This is a genomic window from Burkholderia sp. BE17 (genome assembly GCF_009362305.1).
In the GTDB taxonomy this organism is placed as follows: domain Bacteria; phylum Pseudomonadota; class Gammaproteobacteria; order Burkholderiales; family Burkholderiaceae; genus Burkholderia; species Burkholderia pyrrocinia_C.
In genome coordinates this window covers 1-17,476 of record NZ_WHNU01000058.1, presented here as the reverse complement: position 1 = coordinate 17,476, position 17,476 = coordinate 1, and the positions used below count along the sequence as shown (strand labels likewise).

The window sequence follows — 17,476 nt, the reverse complement described above, 5'->3', positions numbered from 1 at the left end:
CGGTGTCCGCCGCGGGCCGCTGGTCCGACTCCGGGCGACGATCCGGAGCGGTAACGATGACGGTGGAGCGGCCCCGGCCGCGTCAAGGAGAAGTCATGGCTCAGTTCAGTGTGGCGCACGACAGCGCCTATCCGGCGGAAGAAGGCGGCGAGGGCGGCGATCCGACGCTGCCGGGCGGTTACAGCGAACGTCTGTACAACGAAGATTTGGCACCCCTGAGGAATCAGACATGGGGCTCGTACAACATCTTCGCATTCTGGATGTCGGACGTGCACAGCGTCGGCGGCTACGTGTTCGCGGGCAGCCTGTTCGCGCTCGGGCTGACGAGCTGGCAGGTGCTGATCGCGCTGATCGTCGGGATCGGCATCGTGAACCTGCTGTGCAACCTGATCGCGCGGCCGAGCCAGCAGATCGGCGTGCCGTATCCGGTCGCGTGCCGCGCGACGTTCGGCGTGCTCGGCGCGAACGTGCCGGCCGTGATCCGCGGGCTGATCGCGATCGCGTGGTACGGCATCCAGACCTATCTCGCGTCGAGCGCGCTCGTGATCGTCGTGCTGAAGTTCTTCCCGCAATGGCTGCCGTACGCGGACGTGCACCGCTACGGCTTCCTCGGGCTGTCCGCGGTCGGCTGGGCCGGGTTCATGCTGCTGTGGGTGCTGCAGGCGTTCGTGTTCTGGAACGGGATGGAGACGATCAAGAAGTTCATCGACTTCGCGGGCCCGGCCGTCTATGTCGTGATGTTCATCCTCGCCGGCTACATGGTGTGGCGCGCGGGCTGGCGCAACATCGGCATCAACCTCGGCGGCGTCAAGTATCACGGCGCGGAAGTGATCCCGGTGATGATCACGGCCGTGTCGCTGGTCGTGTCGTACTTCTCCGGGCCGATGCTGAACTTCGGCGATTTCTCGCGCTACTGCCGTTCGTTCGGCGAAGTGAAGCGCGGCAATTTCTGGGGGCTGCCCGTCAACTTCCTCGCGTTCTCGCTCGTCACGGTGATCACGACGGCAGCGACGCTGCCGGTGTTCGGCGAACTCATCACCGATCCCGTCGAGACGGTCGGCCGCATCGACCACCCGACCGCGGTGATCCTCGGCGCGCTGACGTTCACGATCGCGACGATCGGCATCAACATCGTCGCGAACTTCGTGTCGCCCGCGTTCGACTTCTCGAACGTCGCGCCGCGGCTGATCAGCTGGCGCGCGGGCGGGATGCTCGCGGCCGTCGCGTCGATCTTCATCACGCCGTGGAACCTGTTCAACAACCCGGCCGTGATCCACTACACGCTCGACGTGCTCGGCGCGTTCATCGGCCCGCTGTACGGCGTGCTGATCGCCGACTTCTATCTCGTCAAGCGCGGCCGGCTCGTGCGCGACGACCTGTACACGATGTCGGAGAGCGGCACCTACTGGTACACGGGCGGCGTGAACCGCCGCGCGCTCGCCGCGCTGCTGCCGGCCGCGGTGATCGCGGTCGCCTGCGTGATGGTGCCGGGCTGGCAGGGCGTCGCGAACTTCTCGTGGTTCATCGGCGCGGGGCTCGGCTTCGTGTTCTACCGGCTGCTCGTGAGCGCGAAGGCGTGAGGAGCATGCGATGAAGATCCGGCTGATCAATCCGAATACGACGCAGCGAATGACCGATGCGATGGGCCGCTGCGCGCGCGACGTCGCGGCCGCGGGCACGGAGATCGTCGCGGTGAGCCCGCCGATGGGGCCGCCGTCGATCGAAGGGTATTACGACGAGGCGCTCGCGACGCCCGGGCTGCTCGCCGAGATCGCGCAGGGCGAGCGCGACGGCTGCGACGCCTATGTGATCGCGTGTTTCGGCGATCCGGGCCTCTATGCGGCGCGCGAGCTCGCGCGCGGGCCGGTGATCGGCATCGCCGAGGCCGCGATGCATGCGGCGAGCGTGCTCGCGCCCGGCTTCTCGGTCGTCACGACGCTCGCGCGCACCTGCGGGATGGCGTGGCATCTGGCTGAGCGCTACGGGATGAAGCGGTTCTGCCGCAACGTGCGTGCGACCGACGTCGCGGTGCTCGAACTCGACCGGCCGGGCTCGGCCGCACGCCGGATCATCGTCGACGAATGCCGGCGCGCGCTCGACGAGGACGGCGCGGACGCGATCGTGCTCGGCTGCGCGGGGATGGCCGAATTCGCGCACGAGATCGAGCAGCAGATCGGCGCGCCGGTGGTCGAGGGCGTCACGGCGGCCGTCAAGTGGGCCGAGGCGCTCGTTGCGCTGCGCCTCGCGACCGCGAAGCGCGGCGACTACGCGCGGCCGCTGCCGAAGCGCTATGACGGCGCATTCGCCCGCTTCAGCCCGCCGGACGGGGATGCGGCGGAACCCGCCCCGAATTTGCCGCAACCGCACATACACACCGTCTGACACGCACTATCTGCGCCGCTGTATGGGCGCGTCTGGACGTTTTCGCTACACTGGGCCGTCAACGCATCGGCCCGCGCGGCCGGCCTGCGGCATCCGCGCGGTCGATGCGAACCCATTATTTCAGCGAAACCTTCGCCGCACTTCGAACCATGTCACTCGATCCCAACTATCCTCGCGACCTGATCGGCTACGGCCGCCATCCCGTGCAGGCGAACTGGCCGGGGCGCGCCCGCGTCGCCGTGCAATTCGTGCTGAACTACGAGGAGGGCGGCGAGAACTGCGTGCTGCACGGCGATCCGGGCTCCGAGCAGTTCCTGTCGGAAATCGTCGGCGCGGCCGCGTATCCGGACCGCCACATGAGCATGGAGTCGATCTACGAATACGGTTCGCGGGCCGGCGTGTGGCGCATCCTGCGCGAATTCGAGAAGCGCGGGCTGCCGCTGACGGTATTCGGCGTCGGCATGGCGATCGAGCGTCACCCGGAGCTCGCGCGCGCGCTCGTCGAGCTCGGCCATGAGATCGCGTGCCACGGCTGGCGCTGGATCCACTACCAGAGCATGACGCCCGAACTCGAGGCCGAGCACATGCGTCTCGGGATGGAAGCGATCGAGCGCGTGACGGGCGAGCGTCCGCTCGGCTGGTATACCGGCCGCGACAGCCCCAATACGCACCGCCTGGTCGCGGAATACGGCGGCTTCCTGTACGACTCCGACAACTACGGCGACGACCTGCCGTTCTGGATGGACGTCGCCGTGTCGGGCGGCGGCACGTCGCCGCAACTGATCGTGCCGTACACGCTCGACACGAACGACATGCGTTTCGCGACGCCGCAGGGCTTCAACACCGGCGATCATTTCTTCGACTATCTGCGCGACGCGTTCGACGTGCTGTACGCAGAGGGCGACGAGGCGCCGAAGATGCTGTCGATCGGCATGCACTGCCGGCTGCTCGGCCGGCCGGGCCGGTTCCGCGGGCTGCAGCGGTTCCTCGATCACATCGAGCAGCACGATCGCGTATGGGTGACGCGCCGTGTCGATATCGCGCGTCACTGGCGTGAGCATCATCCGTATCAGCCCAATCATCGAAACGAAGGGAAAGCATGAAGGCGATGCGTTACACGTTGAGTCAACTGAACACGATGGCGCCGAGCGCATTCGTCGCGGCGCTGTCGGGGATCTTCGAACATTCGCCGTGGGTGGCCGAGGTCGCCGCGGGCGAGCGGCCGTTCGCGAGCATCGACGCGCTGCACAAGACGATGTCGGGCGCGGTGGAAACGGGCGGAGAAGTGCGCCAGCTCGCGCTGATCAACGCTCACCCGGAGCTGGCCGGCAAGGCCGCCGTGCGCGGCGAGCTGACGGCCGAGTCGACGCGCGAGCAGAGCGGCGCGGGCCTCGACCAGTGCACGCAGGAAGAATTCGACAAGCTGCTGACGCTGAACCGCACGTATCGCGAGAAGTTCGGCTTCCCGTTCATCCTCGCGGTGCGCGGCTACGACCGGCACGGCATCATCGCGAACTTCGAGTCACGCGTGAATCATTCGCGCGCCGAGGAACTGCGCGCGAGCCTCGACCAGATCTACCGGATCGCGCGCTTCCGCCTCGACGACCTGATCGACGCCTGACACCGCAATACGGCCTGCTGCGTCGCGGCGGCCGGATCGCATCACTGAAACAAGGAAATATCATGGCTGTTCCGCTTCTCGATCCCAACGCACCCGAATTCACGCAGCGCTACGTGAATCTTGCCGACCCGCGTCTCGGTGCGCAGGCGCTCGAAGCCAGCGACGATTTCTTCGCGCCGAAGGACCGGATGCTGAACCCCGAGCCGGCCGTGTTCATTCCCGGCAAGTACGACGACCACGGCAAGTGGATGGACGGCTGGGAAACGCGCCGCAAGCGCACGACGGGCTACGACTGGTGCATCGTCAAGCTCGCGCGCCCGGGCGTGATCAAGGGCTTCGACATCGACACGAGCCACTTCACCGGCAACTTCCCGCCGGCCGCGTCGATCGAGGCCGCCTTCGTGGCCGACGGCGCGCCGACGCATGCGACCGAGTGGATCGAGATCGTGCCGTCGACGACGCTGCAGGGCAACAGCCATCATTATGTCGAAGCGAGCGACGCACGTGCATTCACGCACCTGCGCGTGAATATCTATCCGGACGGCGGCATTGCGCGCCTGCGCGTGTACGGCCAGCCGCAGCTCGACTGGGCCGGTGCGGGCGCGACCGAGCAGTTCGATCTCGCGGCGATGGAAAACGGCGGTTATGTCGTGGCCGCGAACAACCAGCATTTCGGCGTCGCGTCGAACCTGCTGCTGCCGGGCCGCGGCGTGAACATGGGCGACGGCTGGGAAACCCGCCGCCGCCGCGAACCGGGCAACGACTGGGCGATCATCGCGCTCGCGCAGCCGGGCGTGATCCGCAAGATCGAAGTCGATACCGCGTTCTTCAAGGGCAACTACCCGGATCGCTGCTCGATCCAGGCCGCTTATGTGTCGGGCGGCACCGACAGCTCGCTGATCACGCAGTCGATGTTCTGGCCTGTGCTGCTCGGCGAGCAGAAGCTGCAGATGGACAAGCAGCATTACTTCGAAGCCGACATCGCGTCGCTGGGCCCCGTTACGCACGTGCGACTGAACATCATTCCGGACGGCGGTGTGTCGCGCGTGCGTCTGTGGGGGACGCTCGACAAATGAAGACGCTTGTTATCGAACCGCTGACCAAGGAAGCGTTCGCGCCGTTCGGCGACGTGATCGAAACGGAAGGCGCGAAGCAGATCCCGATCAACCTCGGCACGACGATCCGTTTTCACGATCTCGCGAAAGTCGACGTGACCGACGAAGACGGCCGCACGCTCGTCAACCTGTTTCGCGGCCAGCCGCGCGCACTGCCGTTCGAAGTGAAGATGCTCGAGCGGCACCCGCTCGGCAGCCAGGCGTTCGTGCCGCTGAACGACCAGCCGTATCTCGTCGTCGTGGCGCCCGCGGGCGATCTCGATCCGGCGAAGATCCGCGCGTTCGTGACGAGCGGCTGGCAGGGCGTCAACTATGCGAAGGGCGTGTGGCATCACCCGCTGATCGCGCTCGGCGGCGTCAGCGACTTCATCGTCGTGGATCGGGGTGGTGATGGACTGAACCTCAACGAGCAGGATCTGCGGGAATCGCTGTGGCTCACCGACGAGGCGCTGACCGCGTTGACTGCCTGAGTCGTCGTCGGCGTTTCTGCCATCGCTTGTCGAAACCCGCGCAACTTGCGCGGGTTTTTTTATGTGCGGCCGTTTATGCGCGACTCAGGCTGCCACAGTCTTGCCCGTGTCGCGCGAACCGTTGCCGCCGCGACGCCGGTTCGCGACCGGCGCATGCTGCGCCATCAGGTCGGTGATCCAGTCGACGAAGACGCGCAGCTTCGCGTTGACGTGCCGGTTCGGTGCGAACGCGACGTACATCGGCATCGGTTCGAGTTGCCACGCGTCGAACAGCGGCACCAGTTCGCCACGCACGCGATGCGCGGCAGCCATGTAGTCGGGCAGCCACAGAATGCCCAGCCCGGCGAGGCCGGCCTCGAGGTATGCGTTGCCGTCGTCGACCGCGAGCACGTAGCGCCCGCGCACGTCGACGCGCTCGCCGTCGCATTCCATCGCAAACGGCAGCGCCTTGCCGGTACGCGCCCACAGGAAGCCGACGATCCGGTGATGCGTGTCTTGCAGTTCGTTCGGATGCGACGGCGTGCCGGCGCGCGCGAGGTAGGCAGGCGACGCGTACACGCCGAGCCGCAGGTCGCCGACGCGACGCGCGACCAGCGAACGGTCGGCCGGTTCGCCGCCGCGCACGACGCAGTCGACGTTCTCGCCGATCACGTCCACCACGCGGTCGCTCACGCCCATGTCGAGCCGGATGTCCGGATAGCGCGCATGGAACGCGGGCAGCGCGGGGATCAGGATCAGGCGCGCGAACGGGCTCGGCACGTCCACGCGCAGCCGCCCCCGGGGCGACGCGGACGCTGCGGACAGGCTCGTTTCGGCATCGTCCATGTCGGCCAGCAACCGCACCACGCGCTCGTAGTACGCGGCACCGTCGGCCGTGACGACAACCTTGCGCGTCGTGCGGTTGAACAGCTTCACGCGCAGCCGCGCTTCGAGCTGCTGCACCAGTTGCGTGACGGTGGTGCGGCTCATGTGCAGCGTTTCGGCCGCCTTCGTGAAGCTGCCGGCTTCCACTACGCGGGCGAACGCCTGCATTGCGTCGAATCGATCCATCGGGTCAGGGCTCCGCGTCGGTCGGAAATTGTTTGGTGCGTGCAAACAGTGTTGGACAGGGTTGCCGGTTTATCCGCCGGGCAACGGTCCTTAAAGTGCCTTCATCGTTGATGCAGGGGCGGCTTCGCCCCACTGACTGATGGAGGTGTTGGATGGCAAAGCGTAGCGTAGTTTTTCCGCCCGGTCGCCGGGCGCTGTATGAGCGCAACCGCTATTCGCCGGCGCTGCGCTCGAACGGTTTCCTGTTCGTGTCCGGGCAGGTCGGCAGCCGCGATGACGGTTCGCCCGAGCCGGAGCTGGGCGCGCAGGTCCGCCGCGCGTTCGAGAACCTGAACGCGGTGCTGAGCGCGGCCGGCTGCACGTTCGACGATGTCGTCGACGTGACGGTGTTCCTCGTCGACCCCGAAGCGACGTTCGAGCGGATCTGGGAGATCGTCCCCGAGTACTGGGGCGACGCGCCACACCCGACGCTGACCGCCGTCGGCGTGACCTGGCTGTACGGCTTCCAGTTCGAGATCAAGGCGATCGCGCGGCTGCCGGAGTCCGTCGACGGGTGAGGTGGCCGGCAGCGCACCCGCGTTTCGTGTCGGTGCACGTCACAGGGCGACGAGCGGCTCCTGCTCGTACGCATGGTGCAGCAGCGCGGCGAACGATGGCGAGTCGGGCAGCGTCGCCGTGCCGAACCGGCGCACGGCGATGCCGGGCGTCCACGAATTCATCACGACGGCGCCGGCCATCGAAGGAAGTTCGGCCGGTGTCAGTTCGCGATCGTGCTGCGCGACGCCGAGGCGCCCCAGTTGCCGGCGCACGATGCGCATCGTGACGCCGCCGAGCATGCCGGCCACCGGCCATACGACTGCGTCGCCGGTCCAGAATGCCAGGTTCCAGATCGAGCCTTCGCTGATGCGCCCGTGGCGATCGGTGAACGCCGCATCGTCGAAACCCTGCGCGACCGCGCGGCGCAGGAAATGCGTCTTCGCGACTTCGCCGACGTGCTTGATGTCGGGCAGCACGCGCTCGTATTCGAAGAGTGCGAGATCGAGCGGGCCGGCCGGCCCCGACGACGGCGCGGCGGTACGGACCAGCACGTCGAGTGCTTCATCGTTGCGCGCCGCGACGAATTCGCCCGTCGTCGCATGCACGGTCGCGGTCAGCGACAGTGCCGACGGTGCGCGCTCGAGTGCGGCGCGCAGGAACGCGCGAATCCGCTCGTCGGGCAATGCCTGGCCGAACAGTGCGTTCGATGCATCGCGCAACCGCGCGAGGTGCAGGTCGAGGCCGCGCACGCGGCCGTCGCGTACCTGCATCGCGGTGAAATGCGCGTGTCCCGCGAACGCCAGCGCGGCGAGCGCGTCTTGCGTGGCGGCCACGCCGTTGATCTGGGCAACGGACGGGAACGGGGCAGCGGTCATCGGCAAATCTCCGGGTTCGGCCGCGGGCACGGGTCGGCTCGCGGCATCTTCAAGAAAACCTATTGTTTGCCGATTGATGGCGTGCTGAAAAACGAGTAATTTTGCAACGGTTATCAAATTCTTTTTGAAGATAGATGGAACGTATGTGGCCCGGTACGCGCGCGCTGAGAACGTTCGATGCGGCGGCGCGGCACCTGAATTTCTCGCGGGCGGCCGACGAGGTCGGGCTGACGCCGGCGGCGGTCAGTCACCAGATCAAGGAAATCGAGGCGCAGCTCGGCATCGAGCTGTTCATCCGCACGAGCCGCAGCATCCGGCTGACGCCGGCCGGTGTCGTGCTGGCTGGCGCGGCCGCCGATGCGTTGGCGGGCCTGCAGCGCGCGACCGCACGGGCGCGGCGCACCGCGCGGGAGCAGACCGAGCTTCGCGTGTCGGTCGGTGCGCGCTTTGCGACGCACTGGCTGCTGCCGCGCCTGCCGCGTTTCAGGGCCGCACATCCGGCGTTCGAACTGACGTTCGACATCACCGACCGGTTGCGCGATTTCGATGACGACGACGTGGATGTCGCGGTCCGCTTCGGCACCGGGAGTTACCGCGACGCGTGCGCGCAGCGCCTGTTCGGCACGTCGGTCGTCGCGGTCTGCAGCCCGGCGCTGCTGTCGGCCGGGCCGCCGCTGCGCAAGCCGCGCGATTTGCTGCGCCACACGCTTTGCCACGTGGACTGCGAAGTCGACGGCGTGATCTGGCCGCGCTGGTCGACATGGATGGCCGCGGCCGGCGTCGACGGTTTCGACGACAGCCGGTGTGTCGCGTTTCCGGATTCGAGCCACGTGGTGCAGGCCGTGACGGACGGCGCGGCGGTCGGCCTTGCGGAGCCGCACATGATTGCGCGCGATCTCGCGGACGGGCGCCTCGTGCGGCTGTTCGACGTGAGCGTCGCGCTGTCGCCCGAGGTCGCGTATCACGTTGTGTATCCCGAACGCACGCAGGACGATCCGCGCATCGTCGCGTTGCGCGGCTGGCTCGAGGACGAAGTGGCGGCGGTGCGTGCATAGCGCCGTCATCACGCGTGCTATCGTGCCTGCATCGCCACGGCATGACGTCCGGATCCGGACGTGTTCCTCCGATGAGCCAACCTGAAAACGACCTCGCGATCCTGCTGCGCACGATGCAACCCGAACTGCATCCGGGCGTGTTTGCGTTCGTATCGCTGCCGACCGATGCAGACGTATCGTTATCCGAAACGATCGCGACGTTCCGCGAAGCGGAAGGGCTGACGGTCGTGGTCGGCGAGGGTGTGGCCGTGCGTCGCGGCTGGCCCGTGCTGTTCCGCGCCGCGTGGATCACGCTGACCGTGCATTCCGATCTCGCGGCCGTCGGCCTCACGGCGGCGTTCGCGCGGGCGCTCGGCGCGGCCGGGATCAGTTGCAACGTGATGGCCGCCGCGTATCACGATCACATCTTCGTGCCGTTCGACGACGGCCCGCGCGCGCTCGATGCGCTCGTCGCGCTTCAGCGCGACGCGATGCACGGCTAGCGCGCGGCGCATTCGAAACGCGCAAAAAAACGGGCCCGTCATCGGGCCCGCGAACGGAGAGGATTGCGCCGGCAAGCGGCGCACGGCGGCTTACTTGACCGCGCCACCCTCGAACCAGGCGGCGAGCTTCGTGCGCTCGTCGTCGGTCATGTGCGTGACGTTGCCGATCGGCATCGCCTTCAGGCGCACGGCCTGTTCGTAGATACGCTGCGCGTTCTTCGACACTTCGTCCGGCGTGTCGAACATCACGCCGGCGGGCGCGCTGCCCATCAGCGTCGGCTTCGACGAGTGGCACTCGACGCAGCGCTGCTGCAGGATCGGCATGATGTCGTTGATCACGATCTTCGGCGCGTTCGCGGCTTGTGCCTCCGGTGCGACCGGCTTCGGCATCGTCCACACCAGTGCGCCCGACAGCAGCGCGACGCCGCCGATCGGCAGGTACCACAGCTGCTTGCCGCGGTGACGCATCACGAAGAACTGACGGATCAGCGCGCCGGCCAGCATGATCAGCACGAGCACGACCCAGTTGAACTTGTTCGTGTACGTCATCGCATAGTGGTTCGACAGCATCGCGAACACGACCGGCAGCGTGAAGTACGTGTTGTGCACCGAGCGCTGCTTGCCGCGCTTGCCGTAGATCGGGTTCGGCTCTTCGCCCTTGAGCATCTTGTCGACCATCTTGCGCTGGCCGGGGATGATCACGAAGAACACGTTCGCCGACATGATCGTCGCGAGCATCGCGCCGACGATCAGGTAGGCGGCACGGCCCGAGAAGATGTGGCACGCGAGGTACGCTGCGACGACGACGTAGAGGCCGACGCAAATGCCGAGCACGCGGTCGTTGGTGCCGAGGATGCGACACAGCGAGTCGTAGACGATCCAGCCGGCCGCGAGGAAGCCGAGCGCGGATGCGACGGCGACCACGGGGCCCATGTCGAGCACGCTCTTGTCGATCAGGTACGTGTTCGGTGCGAGCAGGTACAGCACGAAGAACAGCGAGAAGCCCGACAGCCAGGTCGTGTACGACGGCCACTTCGACCAGTGCAGGTCATCCGGCATTTCCGGCGGGGCGACCGTGTACTTCTGCATGTTGTAGAAGCCGCCGCCGTGGACGTGCCACAGTTCGCCGAACACACCGCGCTTGCGCTGGTTCGGGTCGGTCGGCGGTTTCAGGCTGTTGTCGAGCGCGACGAAATAGAACGACTCGCCGATCCACGCGATGGCGACGATGACGTGCAGCCATCGCAGCGCGAGGTTCAGCCAGTCAGTGATGAAGCCTTCCATGAAACTCCTCCAGACTCAGATCGTTTGTCTTTGATGTGGGCGCCGATGCGTATGTCAGCTGCCGCGATAGGTGCTGTACGACCACGGCGACACGAGCAGCGGCACGTGGTAGTGCGAGCCGGTGTCGGCGATGCCGAAGCGCAGTACGACGCGGTCGACGAAACGGGGTTCGGGCACCTTCACGCCGAGCGACGCGAAGTAGTCGCCGGCATGGAACACGAGTTCGTATTCGCCGGCGGCGAGCGCGGCACCTTCGAGCAGGGGTTCGTCGCAGCGGCCGTCGCTATTGGTCAGCACGGTCTTGATCGCGCGGCGCGATTCGCCGTCCAGCGCGTAGAGGTCGACCTTGATTGCGGCGCCGGGACGACCGTGCGCCGTATCGAGTACGTGGGTAGTGAGCTTTCCCATTCGTTGTGTCCTTGTGTGAATGCGAGGTTCGGCGGCGACTCGATCCATTGACTGTGCGGCGGATCGAGGCTCCACGTCACGTGGCTACATACCCGTCGGCGAGGTGAAGCGAGCGCCGTGCAGGCATTGTAAAAACGTTCCCCGTGCAAATACGGGCGCGATATCAAAGATAATGCGCCGCGCATGAACGGCTGTCGACGGCACGCCGATCGGGCTTCCAGCGGGCGTTTCGGGCCTCCGGCGGCAGGGCGGACCAGGCGCGCGCGGCGTACCATATCGGAACCGTGAAGTGCGGTATTCGGGATCGCGCATTGTGCGCCGCGCGCGCTTGGGCGATCCTCCCGCCGTGCGCGTCGGCCAGTGGCCCGCGCGTACCCCGAAGACGGCGAGCACGCCGGGTAACCGGGCCAGGGCGTTCGAACGGACGCAGGCACCGGGGCGTGCCGCGAATCAGCGTTCGAACGGCTTTGTGACCGTCCCCAGGATCGACGCCTGGGGGCAGACCGACGCGGAGAACGCATGAACCTCGAGCAGCACGCCGGCGCACGCGCGCCGAACGCATCCCCATCCCGCCCGAAAACCCTCCTGGTCAAGCACGCTGACGTGCTTGTGACCATGGACGACACGCGCCGCGAGCTGCGCGACGCGGGGCTCTACATCGAAGACAACCGGATCGTCGCGGTCGGCCCGACCGCCGAGCTGCCCGACACGGCCGACGAAGTGCTCGACCTGCGCGGCCACCTCGTGATCCCGGGGCTCGTGAACACGCACCACCACATGTACCAGAGCCTCACGCGCGCGGTGCCGGCCGCGCAGAACGCCGAGCTGTTCGGCTGGCTCACGAACCTGTACCGGATCTGGGCGCACCTGACGCCCGAGATGATCGAGGTATCGACGCTCACCGCGATGGCCGAACTGCTGCAGTCGGGCTGCACGACGTCGAGCGACCACCTGTACATCTATCCGAACGGCAGCCGGCTCGACGACAGCATCGGCGCCGCGCAGCGAATTGGCATGCGCTTTCACGCGAGCCGCGGCGCGATGAGCGTCGGCCAGCGCGACGGCGGGCTGCCGCCCGATTCGGTCGTCGAGCGCGAACCCGACATCCTGCGCGACACGCAGCGCCTGATCGAGACCTATCACGACGAAGGCCGCTACGCGATGCTGCGCGTGGTGGTCGCGCCATGCTCGCCGTTTTCCGTGAGTCGCGACCTGATGCGCGACGCCGCCGTGCTCGCGCGCGAGTACGGCGTGTCGCTGCATACACACCTGGCGGAGAACGTCAACGACATCGCATACAGCCGCGAGAAGTTCGGGATGACGCCCGCCGAATATGCGGAAGATCTCGGCTGGGTCGGCCACGACGTGTGGCATGCGCATTGCGTGCAGCTCGACGATGCGGGCATCGGCCTGTTCGCGCGCACCGGCACGGGCGTCGCGCACTGTCCGTGCTCGAACATGCGGCTCGCATCGGGCATCGCGCCGGTGAAGAAGATGCGTCTCGCGGGCGTGCCGGTCGGGCTCGGCGTCGACGGCTCCGCGTCGAACGACGGCGCGCAGATGGTCGCTGAAGTGCGGCAGGCGCTGCTGCTGCAGCGGGTCGGCTTCGGGCCCGATGCGATGACCGCGCGCGAAGCGCTCGAGATCGCGACGCTCGGCGGTGCGAAGGTGCTGAACCGCGACGATATCGGCGCGCTGAAGCCGGGCATGGCCGCGGACTTCGCCGCGTTCGACCTGCGCCAGCCGCTGTTCGCGGGCGCGCTGCACGATCCGGTCGCGGCGCTGGTGTTCTGCGCGCCGTCACAGACGGCGTACACGGTGGTGAACGGGAAGGTGGTGGTGCGGGAAGGGCGGCTGGCGACGCTCGATCTGCCGCCCGTTATCGAGCGTCATAACGCGCTCGCGCATGCGCTCGTCGAGGCATCGCGCTGAACGAAGCCTGAAGCGATACGGCGGCCGCCTTGCCGGGCGTGCCGCCAGCCGTCACCGCGCCGCGACGGCGCGGGCGGCGTGTGCCGTTACGCCTCGATCAGCGTGCGGGTCGCTTCGGCGACGAGGCTGCGCAGCCAGCGCACTTCGTCGGAGTAGTGGCAGCGCTCGTGCCACAGCTGGTAGTACTGCATCGGCGGGAAGTCGAGCGGCGCCGGCACGACCGACAGCGGCAGGAACTTCGCGTAGTGATCGGCGAACAGGCGCGTGGTCGTGAAGATCAGGTCGGACTTCACGAGCACGTACGGCGCGAGGTTGAAGTACGGCAGCGTGACGACCACATGACGCTTGAGCCGTTCGCGCGCGAGATGCACGTCGATCGCGCCGCGCTGGCCGACCGAGTACGGCGTCGGCGCGAGATGCGGCGCGTTCAGGTACTGGTCGAGCGTGAGCCCGCCGCGCTTCGCGAACGGGTGCGTGTTGCTCATCAGGCAGACGATCTCGTCGACGAACAGGTTCGACAGGTGCAGTTGCTCGGGCGGTTCGGGCCAGTTGCCGACGACGATGTCGAGCTTGCCGTCTTCCAGCGCGAGTTCGTAGTCGAACGCGGGGCCGAGCGAGTGAAACTCGAGCGTCGCGTTCGGCGCGGCCAGGCGGAAGCGCTCGACGACGGTCGGCACGAACAGCACGTTCAGGTAGTCGGGGCAGCCGATCCGGTAGCAGCGGATCGACGTGGCCGGGTCGAAGTTGTGCTGCTGGAACTTGATGCGCTCGATTTCACGCAGTGCGTTCTGCACGGGCTCGAGCAGACGCAGCCCGTATTCGGTCGGCACCATGCCGGACTTGCCGCGCACCAGCAGCGGATCGCCGGTGATGTCGCGCAGGCGCCGCAGCGCGGCGCTGATCGCCGGTTGCGACTGGTTCAGTTTGACGGCCGCGCGCGTGACGCTGCGCTCCATCAACAAGGTGTGCAAGACGCGCAAGAGGTACGTGTCGATCGCCTCGCGTTGCTGACTCATGATTTCTCCGGGTTATATGTCCAGGCTGATCGAGGGGTACTGTGGGTATATCGTTTTTAATATGAACGAAAATCAGCGTCAAGAGATGGATACCCGCAGGCACCCGCCGGCCGGGCCGCGACAAGGGGCCTGAACGGGGTTGCAAGCGGGCGTGCGGCGCCGTGCGGAGGTGCGTGTAGTGCGAATCCGGATCGCGGCGCGGCGTGCGATGCGGCGGTTGCGTCAGTCGTCGATGCGCATGCCGACCTTCAGCGTGACCTGCCAGTGAACGACCTGGTCGCCTTCGATGTGGCCGCGCGTTTCGGTCACCTGGAACCAGTGCAGGTTGTGCAGCGTCTTGCCGGCCTTCGAGATCGCGTTGCGGATGGCGTCGTCGCTCGATTGCTGCGACGAACCGGTCAGTTCGATCATCTTGTACACGTGGTCGCTCATGATGCGCTCCCTGGGATATCCGTATGGTTCGCCGGTGCAAGCCGCGGTCCCGAAGCTGCGCCGCGCGTGCCCGGCTTCTTGAGTGATAGGTATGATGGGCGGCAAGTGCAACCCATATCGGAGACGAGGAACATCGTGGAAGTCGGATTTTGCGGACCGGGATTGATGGGCGCGCCGATGATTCGGCATCTGCTGGCGGCCGGGCATCGCGTCAGCGTGTGGAATCGCTCGCGCGACAAGGCCGAGGCGCTCGTGAAGGACGGCGCGCAGGTGGTCGGCACGCCGCGCGAACTGGCGGAACGCGTCGATACGGTGTTCGTATGCGTGCTCGACGGGCGTGCGGTCGGTGACGTCGCGTTCGGCGAGCACGGGCTGTTCTCCGGCGATGCGGCTGCGCGTCGCCTGCGGCGCATCGTCGATCATTCGAGCATCCCGCCTGCCGCGACGCGCGTCTACGCGGCGCGCGCGGCCGCGCTCGGCGCCGGCTGGGTCGATGCGCCCGTGTCGGGTGGCGTGCCGGGCGCGCAGGCCGGCACGCTCGCGGTGATGGCCGGCGGTCGCGCGGCCGATCTCGACGCGGTGCGGCCGCTGATCGGCACGTACGCGTCGCGCATCACGCATATGGGCGACGCGGGCGCGGGCCAGACGGCGAAGCTGTGCAACCAGGCGATCGTCACCGCGACGGTGACCGCGATCGCCGAGGCCGTCGGCCTGGCGCAAGCGAGCGGCATCGACGCCACGCGGCTGGCCGAGGCGCTGGCCGGCGGCTGGGCCGATTCGGTGTTGCTGCAGACGTTCGTGCCGCGCATGACGTCGGGCGGTCACGCGTCGATCGGCGCGCTCAGCACGTTCCAGAAGGACGTCGATGCGATCGCCGACGCGGCGCGCGACACGGGGGCGGTGATGCCCGTGTCGGCCACCGTGCAGCAGGTGCTGCGGCTCGGCGCCGCGCAGGGGCTCGCCGACGCCGATTTCGCTGCGTTCATCGACATCGTGCGGCCCGGCAACGGGCGTCGGCAGCACGCGTGACGGGCAAGCGGCGCGCGTGAATGGCAGATGGGCCGCCCGGAGGCGGCCCATCGAATGGCTGGCGGTTCAGCCGAGCGAGCGAGGTGTCGTGTCGCCGGCGTTCTGGCGACCGAGCCCGCCGCGCAGGCTCGCTTTCGTGCCTGCACCAAACTCGGGCAGGATGCGCGCGCGTGCCCGGCTCGCGAATACCAGGAAGCCGAAGCCGTTCGCTTCGTACCAGTACCCGCCGTTCTCGAGGCCGTCGAGCGGCTGCTCGAGTGCGTTGGCGATCGATTCGATGCAGCGCTTGCGCAGCTCGGCGATGGCCGGATAGGGCGGTTGTGCGCCGCGCACGCTGCACAGGAGCACGTCGAGACCGGGCAGCACATGCGCGTAGAGGACGGGTTCGTCCTGCGCACGGGCGCGGGCAATCTTGGTGTCGAGCTGGGCGAAAGGTTTCGAGTGGCGCAACACCGCAAGGAATGACTCCTGGCCATCCTGCTGCGCACGCCGACGTTTTTTCGGGAAGGACATAAACACTCGCCTCAAAAACAATTGCAAGAAATGCGGCACTTTCATGCGACCCACTCCCGGCTATGTACGCCGCATGTCGATCCTTTATAGCACACGAAAATGCTGCATTCGTGCAGTACGACGATCAATGTCTCCCGTCGACCTGCTCGCCATGATCGACACAGCCAGCGTCTTGGCGCCCGTACTGTCGTTTAGTCTCCATCATAGACCCGCTTTCCCCGCGCGTGCATTCGCGCGTCACAAAAAAGTGAGACAGGCCGCATGCGGCGGTGCACGGCGCGCGCAATAAAAAGGCCCGCACGGGGCGGGCCTGGCGGGCGGGGCGCTCGGCGCTCAGCGCTGCTTGAGCGAATCGCGGATCTCGCGCAGCAGCACGATGTCTTCCGGCGCCGCGGCCGGCGCGGCTTCTTCCGGCTTGCGCAGCTTGTTGATGAATTTCACCATCAGGAAAATGATGAACGCGAGGATGACGAAATTGATCGCCACGGTGATGAACGAGCCGTAGCCGAACGCGGCGACACCGGCGGTCTGCAGGTCCTTGAACGAATCGGGATTACCCTTGAACGTCGGAGGGATGGTGCCGAGCAGAACGAACTTGTTCGAGAAATCCAGGCCGCCCGTCAGCAAGCCGATGACCGGCATGATGAGGTCTTTCACGATCGAGTCGACGATCTTCGAGAAGGCGCCGCCGATGATCACGCCGACGGCGAGATCCATCACGTTGCCCTTGACGGCGAACTCCTTGAATTCCTTGATGATGCTCATGAGCGGCTTTCTCCTTGTTGGTGCTAGAGGAGGCGTGCCGCGACGCGCAGGCTTGTGTTGCGTCGAATGAGGGTCGGTGGCACGCCGATGGCCGCATGATAGCGAACGCTCCCCATTGCCGGTAGTCCATCTTGAAATGATTGACAAATCCGCGCGTCGGCGCGGCCGGTCATGCAGGGGAGCGTGGCGTGTGTTGCGGCGCGTCGACGGGAACGTCGACGCGCCGCGCAGGGTCAGGTGTTGTCGTCCGTCCAGCCGTCGTCGTTGCTGCCGAGATCGACGTTGCCGCTGCCGCCGTCGCTCCAGTTCGACGCGTCGCCGCGGCCGAGGTCGAAGCCCGGGTCGGTTTCCTGCCGGCGGCGCTCGCCGTCGACGATCACGTCGCGTTCGACCACGCGCTCGCGGCCGCCCGACATCGCCTCGCCGAGCAGCACGCCGGTCAGCAGCCCGCCCATCCCGCCGCCGAAACCGCCGCCGCCTTGCTGGATCACGACGGACGGCTGCTGTTGC

Annotated in this window: 19 protein-coding genes and 1 pseudogene; 11 read left to right on the top strand and 9 right to left on the bottom strand. The window is 67.0% G+C overall.

What is annotated here, in order from left to right:
- Window positions 1-95: 95 nt before the first annotated feature.
- The 6 genes from GD429_RS35885 (at window position 96) to GD429_RS35860 (ending at window position 5,588) form a co-directional block, all read left to right on the top strand.
- Window positions 96-1,580, top strand: a complete 1,485-nt coding sequence (locus GD429_RS35885) for an NCS1 family nucleobase:cation symporter-1 (protein WP_152864412.1) — start codon at window positions 96-98, stop codon at window positions 1,578-1,580.
- Between the two features lie 10 nt (window positions 1,581-1,590).
- On the top strand, window positions 1,591-2,382 hold the full coding sequence (locus tag GD429_RS35880; RefSeq protein ID WP_034181155.1) for an aspartate/glutamate racemase family protein: 792 nt from the start codon (window positions 1,591-1,593) through the stop codon (window positions 2,380-2,382).
- 149 nt (window positions 2,383-2,531) lie between these two features.
- The gene (gene puuE, locus GD429_RS35875) at window positions 2,532-3,485 is read left to right on the top strand and encodes an allantoinase PuuE (protein WP_152864410.1); all 954 of its coding nucleotides are present in this window, start codon (window positions 2,532-2,534) and stop codon (window positions 3,483-3,485) included.
- A complete protein-coding gene (gene uraD, locus GD429_RS35870) occupies window positions 3,482-4,003 on the top strand; it encodes a 2-oxo-4-hydroxy-4-carboxy-5-ureidoimidazoline decarboxylase (protein ID WP_152864408.1) in 522 nt (173 codons plus the stop codon). Before puuE ends, uraD begins: the two co-directional genes overlap by 4 nt.
- 62 nt (window positions 4,004-4,065) lie before the next feature.
- The gene (gene alc, locus GD429_RS35865; RefSeq protein WP_152864406.1) at window positions 4,066-5,079 is read left to right on the top strand and encodes an allantoicase; all 1,014 of its coding nucleotides are present in this window, start codon (window positions 4,066-4,068) and stop codon (window positions 5,077-5,079) included.
- The gene (locus GD429_RS35860; protein WP_152864404.1) at window positions 5,076-5,588 is read left to right on the top strand and encodes an ureidoglycolate lyase; all 513 of its coding nucleotides are present in this window, start codon (window positions 5,076-5,078) and stop codon (window positions 5,586-5,588) included. The genes alc and GD429_RS35860 overlap by 4 nt, the downstream gene beginning before the upstream one ends.
- An 84-nt stretch (window positions 5,589-5,672) precedes the next feature.
- Here GD429_RS35860 and GD429_RS35855 read toward each other — a convergent pair whose 3' ends face one another.
- Complete coding sequence (locus GD429_RS35855) at window positions 5,673-6,638, bottom strand: LysR family transcriptional regulator (RefSeq protein WP_152864402.1); 966 nt, start codon at window positions 6,636-6,638, stop codon at window positions 5,673-5,675.
- A 152-nt stretch (window positions 6,639-6,790) separates the two neighbouring features.
- On the opposite strand from GD429_RS35855, the gene GD429_RS35850 reads away from it, so the two are divergent.
- The gene (locus GD429_RS35850; protein ID WP_152864400.1) at window positions 6,791-7,195 is read left to right on the top strand and encodes a RidA family protein; all 405 of its coding nucleotides are present in this window, start codon (window positions 6,791-6,793) and stop codon (window positions 7,193-7,195) included.
- 39 nt (window positions 7,196-7,234) lie between these two features.
- On the opposite strand, the gene GD429_RS35845 is transcribed toward GD429_RS35850, so the two are convergent.
- Window positions 7,235-8,050 (bottom strand): aminotransferase class IV family protein, encoded by an 816-nt coding sequence (locus GD429_RS35845; protein WP_152864398.1) that lies wholly within the window; start codon window positions 8,048-8,050, stop codon window positions 7,235-7,237.
- A gap of 134 nt (window positions 8,051-8,184) precedes the next feature.
- Between GD429_RS35845 and GD429_RS35840 the strand changes: the two genes are divergently transcribed.
- Window positions 8,185-9,105 (top strand): LysR substrate-binding domain-containing protein, encoded by a 921-nt coding sequence (locus tag GD429_RS35840; protein WP_152864396.1) that lies wholly within the window; start codon window positions 8,185-8,187, stop codon window positions 9,103-9,105.
- A gap of 71 nt (window positions 9,106-9,176) precedes the next feature.
- Window positions 9,177-9,587, top strand: coding sequence for an ACT domain-containing protein (locus GD429_RS35835; protein ID WP_152864394.1), 411 nt, complete (start codon window positions 9,177-9,179; stop codon window positions 9,585-9,587).
- A 90-nt stretch (window positions 9,588-9,677) separates the two neighbouring features.
- Here GD429_RS35835 and GD429_RS35830 read toward each other — a convergent pair whose 3' ends face one another.
- Both GD429_RS35830 and uraH read right to left on the bottom strand, forming a co-directional pair.
- The gene (locus GD429_RS35830; RefSeq protein WP_152864392.1) at window positions 9,678-10,871 is read right to left on the bottom strand and encodes a urate hydroxylase PuuD; all 1,194 of its coding nucleotides are present in this window, start codon (window positions 10,869-10,871) and stop codon (window positions 9,678-9,680) included.
- Window positions 10,872-10,925: 54 nt separating this feature from the next.
- The gene (gene uraH, locus GD429_RS35825) at window positions 10,926-11,279 is read right to left on the bottom strand and encodes a hydroxyisourate hydrolase (RefSeq protein ID WP_011352401.1); all 354 of its coding nucleotides are present in this window, start codon (window positions 11,277-11,279) and stop codon (window positions 10,926-10,928) included.
- A 519-nt stretch (window positions 11,280-11,798) separates the two neighbouring features.
- Here uraH and GD429_RS35815 point away from each other — a divergent pair.
- The gene (locus GD429_RS35815; RefSeq protein WP_152864390.1) at window positions 11,799-13,211 is read left to right on the top strand and encodes an 8-oxoguanine deaminase; all 1,413 of its coding nucleotides are present in this window, start codon (window positions 11,799-11,801) and stop codon (window positions 13,209-13,211) included.
- Between the two features lie 86 nt (window positions 13,212-13,297).
- On the opposite strand, the gene GD429_RS35810 is transcribed toward GD429_RS35815, so the two are convergent.
- Window positions 13,298-14,227, bottom strand: a complete 930-nt coding sequence (locus GD429_RS35810) for a LysR substrate-binding domain-containing protein (RefSeq protein WP_006478550.1) — start codon at window positions 14,225-14,227, stop codon at window positions 13,298-13,300.
- A 222-nt stretch (window positions 14,228-14,449) separates the two neighbouring features.
- Window positions 14,450-14,659: a dodecin gene (locus tag GD429_RS35805; RefSeq protein ID WP_021160372.1), complete on the bottom strand. Its 210-nt coding sequence runs from the start codon at window positions 14,657-14,659 to the stop codon at window positions 14,450-14,452.
- A 135-nt stretch (window positions 14,660-14,794) separates the two neighbouring features.
- Between GD429_RS35805 and GD429_RS35800 the strand changes: the two genes are divergently transcribed.
- Complete coding sequence (locus tag GD429_RS35800; RefSeq protein ID WP_321575101.1) at window positions 14,795-15,688, top strand: NAD(P)-dependent oxidoreductase; 894 nt, start codon at window positions 14,795-14,797, stop codon at window positions 15,686-15,688.
- A gap of 66 nt (window positions 15,689-15,754) precedes the next feature.
- Here the strand turns inward: GD429_RS35800 and GD429_RS35795 are convergent, their stop codons facing one another.
- From GD429_RS35795 to GD429_RS35785, 3 genes and pseudogenes are all read right to left on the bottom strand, one after another.
- Window positions 15,755-16,201, bottom strand: coding sequence for a hypothetical protein (locus GD429_RS35795; RefSeq protein ID WP_027784713.1), 447 nt, complete (start codon window positions 16,199-16,201; stop codon window positions 15,755-15,757).
- A 333-nt stretch (window positions 16,202-16,534) separates the two neighbouring features.
- On the bottom strand, window positions 16,535-16,966 hold the full coding sequence (mscL, locus tag GD429_RS35790; protein ID WP_152864388.1) for a large conductance mechanosensitive channel protein MscL: 432 nt from the start codon (window positions 16,964-16,966) through the stop codon (window positions 16,535-16,537).
- Window positions 16,967-17,199: 233 nt separating this feature from the next.
- A pseudogene (locus tag GD429_RS35785) lies at window positions 17,200-17,476 on the bottom strand (tetratricopeptide repeat protein); the annotation flags it as partial.

Bases quoted from the DNA above. Each gene is read 5' to 3' on its own strand.
- GD429_RS35830 (WP_152864392.1), bottom strand. From the start codon at position 10,871: ATGGAAGGCTTCATCACTGACTGGCTGAACCTCGCGCTGCGATGGCTG.
- alc (WP_152864406.1), top strand. From the start codon at position 4,066: ATGGCTGTTCCGCTTCTCGATCCCAACGCACCCGAATTCACGCAGCGC.
- GD429_RS35855 (WP_152864402.1), bottom strand. From the start codon at position 6,638: ATGGATCGATTCGACGCAATGCAGGCGTTCGCCCGCGTAGTGGAAGCC.
- GD429_RS35795 (WP_027784713.1), bottom strand. From the start codon at position 16,201: ATGTCCTTCCCGAAAAAACGTCGGCGTGCGCAGCAGGATGGCCAGGAG.
- GD429_RS35860 (WP_152864404.1), top strand. From the start codon at position 5,076: ATGAAGACGCTTGTTATCGAACCGCTGACCAAGGAAGCGTTCGCGCCG.
- GD429_RS35850 (WP_152864400.1), top strand. From the start codon at position 6,791: ATGGCAAAGCGTAGCGTAGTTTTTCCGCCCGGTCGCCGGGCGCTGTAT.
- GD429_RS35845 (WP_152864398.1), bottom strand. From the start codon at position 8,050: ATGACCGCTGCCCCGTTCCCGTCCGTTGCCCAGATCAACGGCGTGGCC.
- uraH (WP_011352401.1), bottom strand. From the start codon at position 11,279: ATGGGAAAGCTCACTACCCACGTACTCGATACGGCGCACGGTCGTCCC.
- puuE (WP_152864410.1), top strand. From the start codon at position 2,532: ATGTCACTCGATCCCAACTATCCTCGCGACCTGATCGGCTACGGCCGC.
- GD429_RS35835 (WP_152864394.1), top strand. From the start codon at position 9,177: ATGAGCCAACCTGAAAACGACCTCGCGATCCTGCTGCGCACGATGCAA.
- GD429_RS35880 (WP_034181155.1), top strand. From the start codon at position 1,591: ATGAAGATCCGGCTGATCAATCCGAATACGACGCAGCGAATGACCGAT.
- mscL (WP_152864388.1), bottom strand. From the start codon at position 16,966: ATGAGCATCATCAAGGAATTCAAGGAGTTCGCCGTCAAGGGCAACGTG.
- uraD (WP_152864408.1), top strand. From the start codon at position 3,482: ATGAAGGCGATGCGTTACACGTTGAGTCAACTGAACACGATGGCGCCG.
- GD429_RS35805 (WP_021160372.1), bottom strand. From the start codon at position 14,659: ATGAGCGACCACGTGTACAAGATGATCGAACTGACCGGTTCGTCGCAG.
- GD429_RS35885 (WP_152864412.1), top strand. From the start codon at position 96: ATGGCTCAGTTCAGTGTGGCGCACGACAGCGCCTATCCGGCGGAAGAA.
- GD429_RS35815 (WP_152864390.1), top strand. From the start codon at position 11,799: ATGAACCTCGAGCAGCACGCCGGCGCACGCGCGCCGAACGCATCCCCA.
- GD429_RS35810 (WP_006478550.1), bottom strand. From the start codon at position 14,227: ATGAGTCAGCAACGCGAGGCGATCGACACGTACCTCTTGCGCGTCTTG.
- GD429_RS35840 (WP_152864396.1), top strand. From the start codon at position 8,185: ATGGAACGTATGTGGCCCGGTACGCGCGCGCTGAGAACGTTCGATGCG.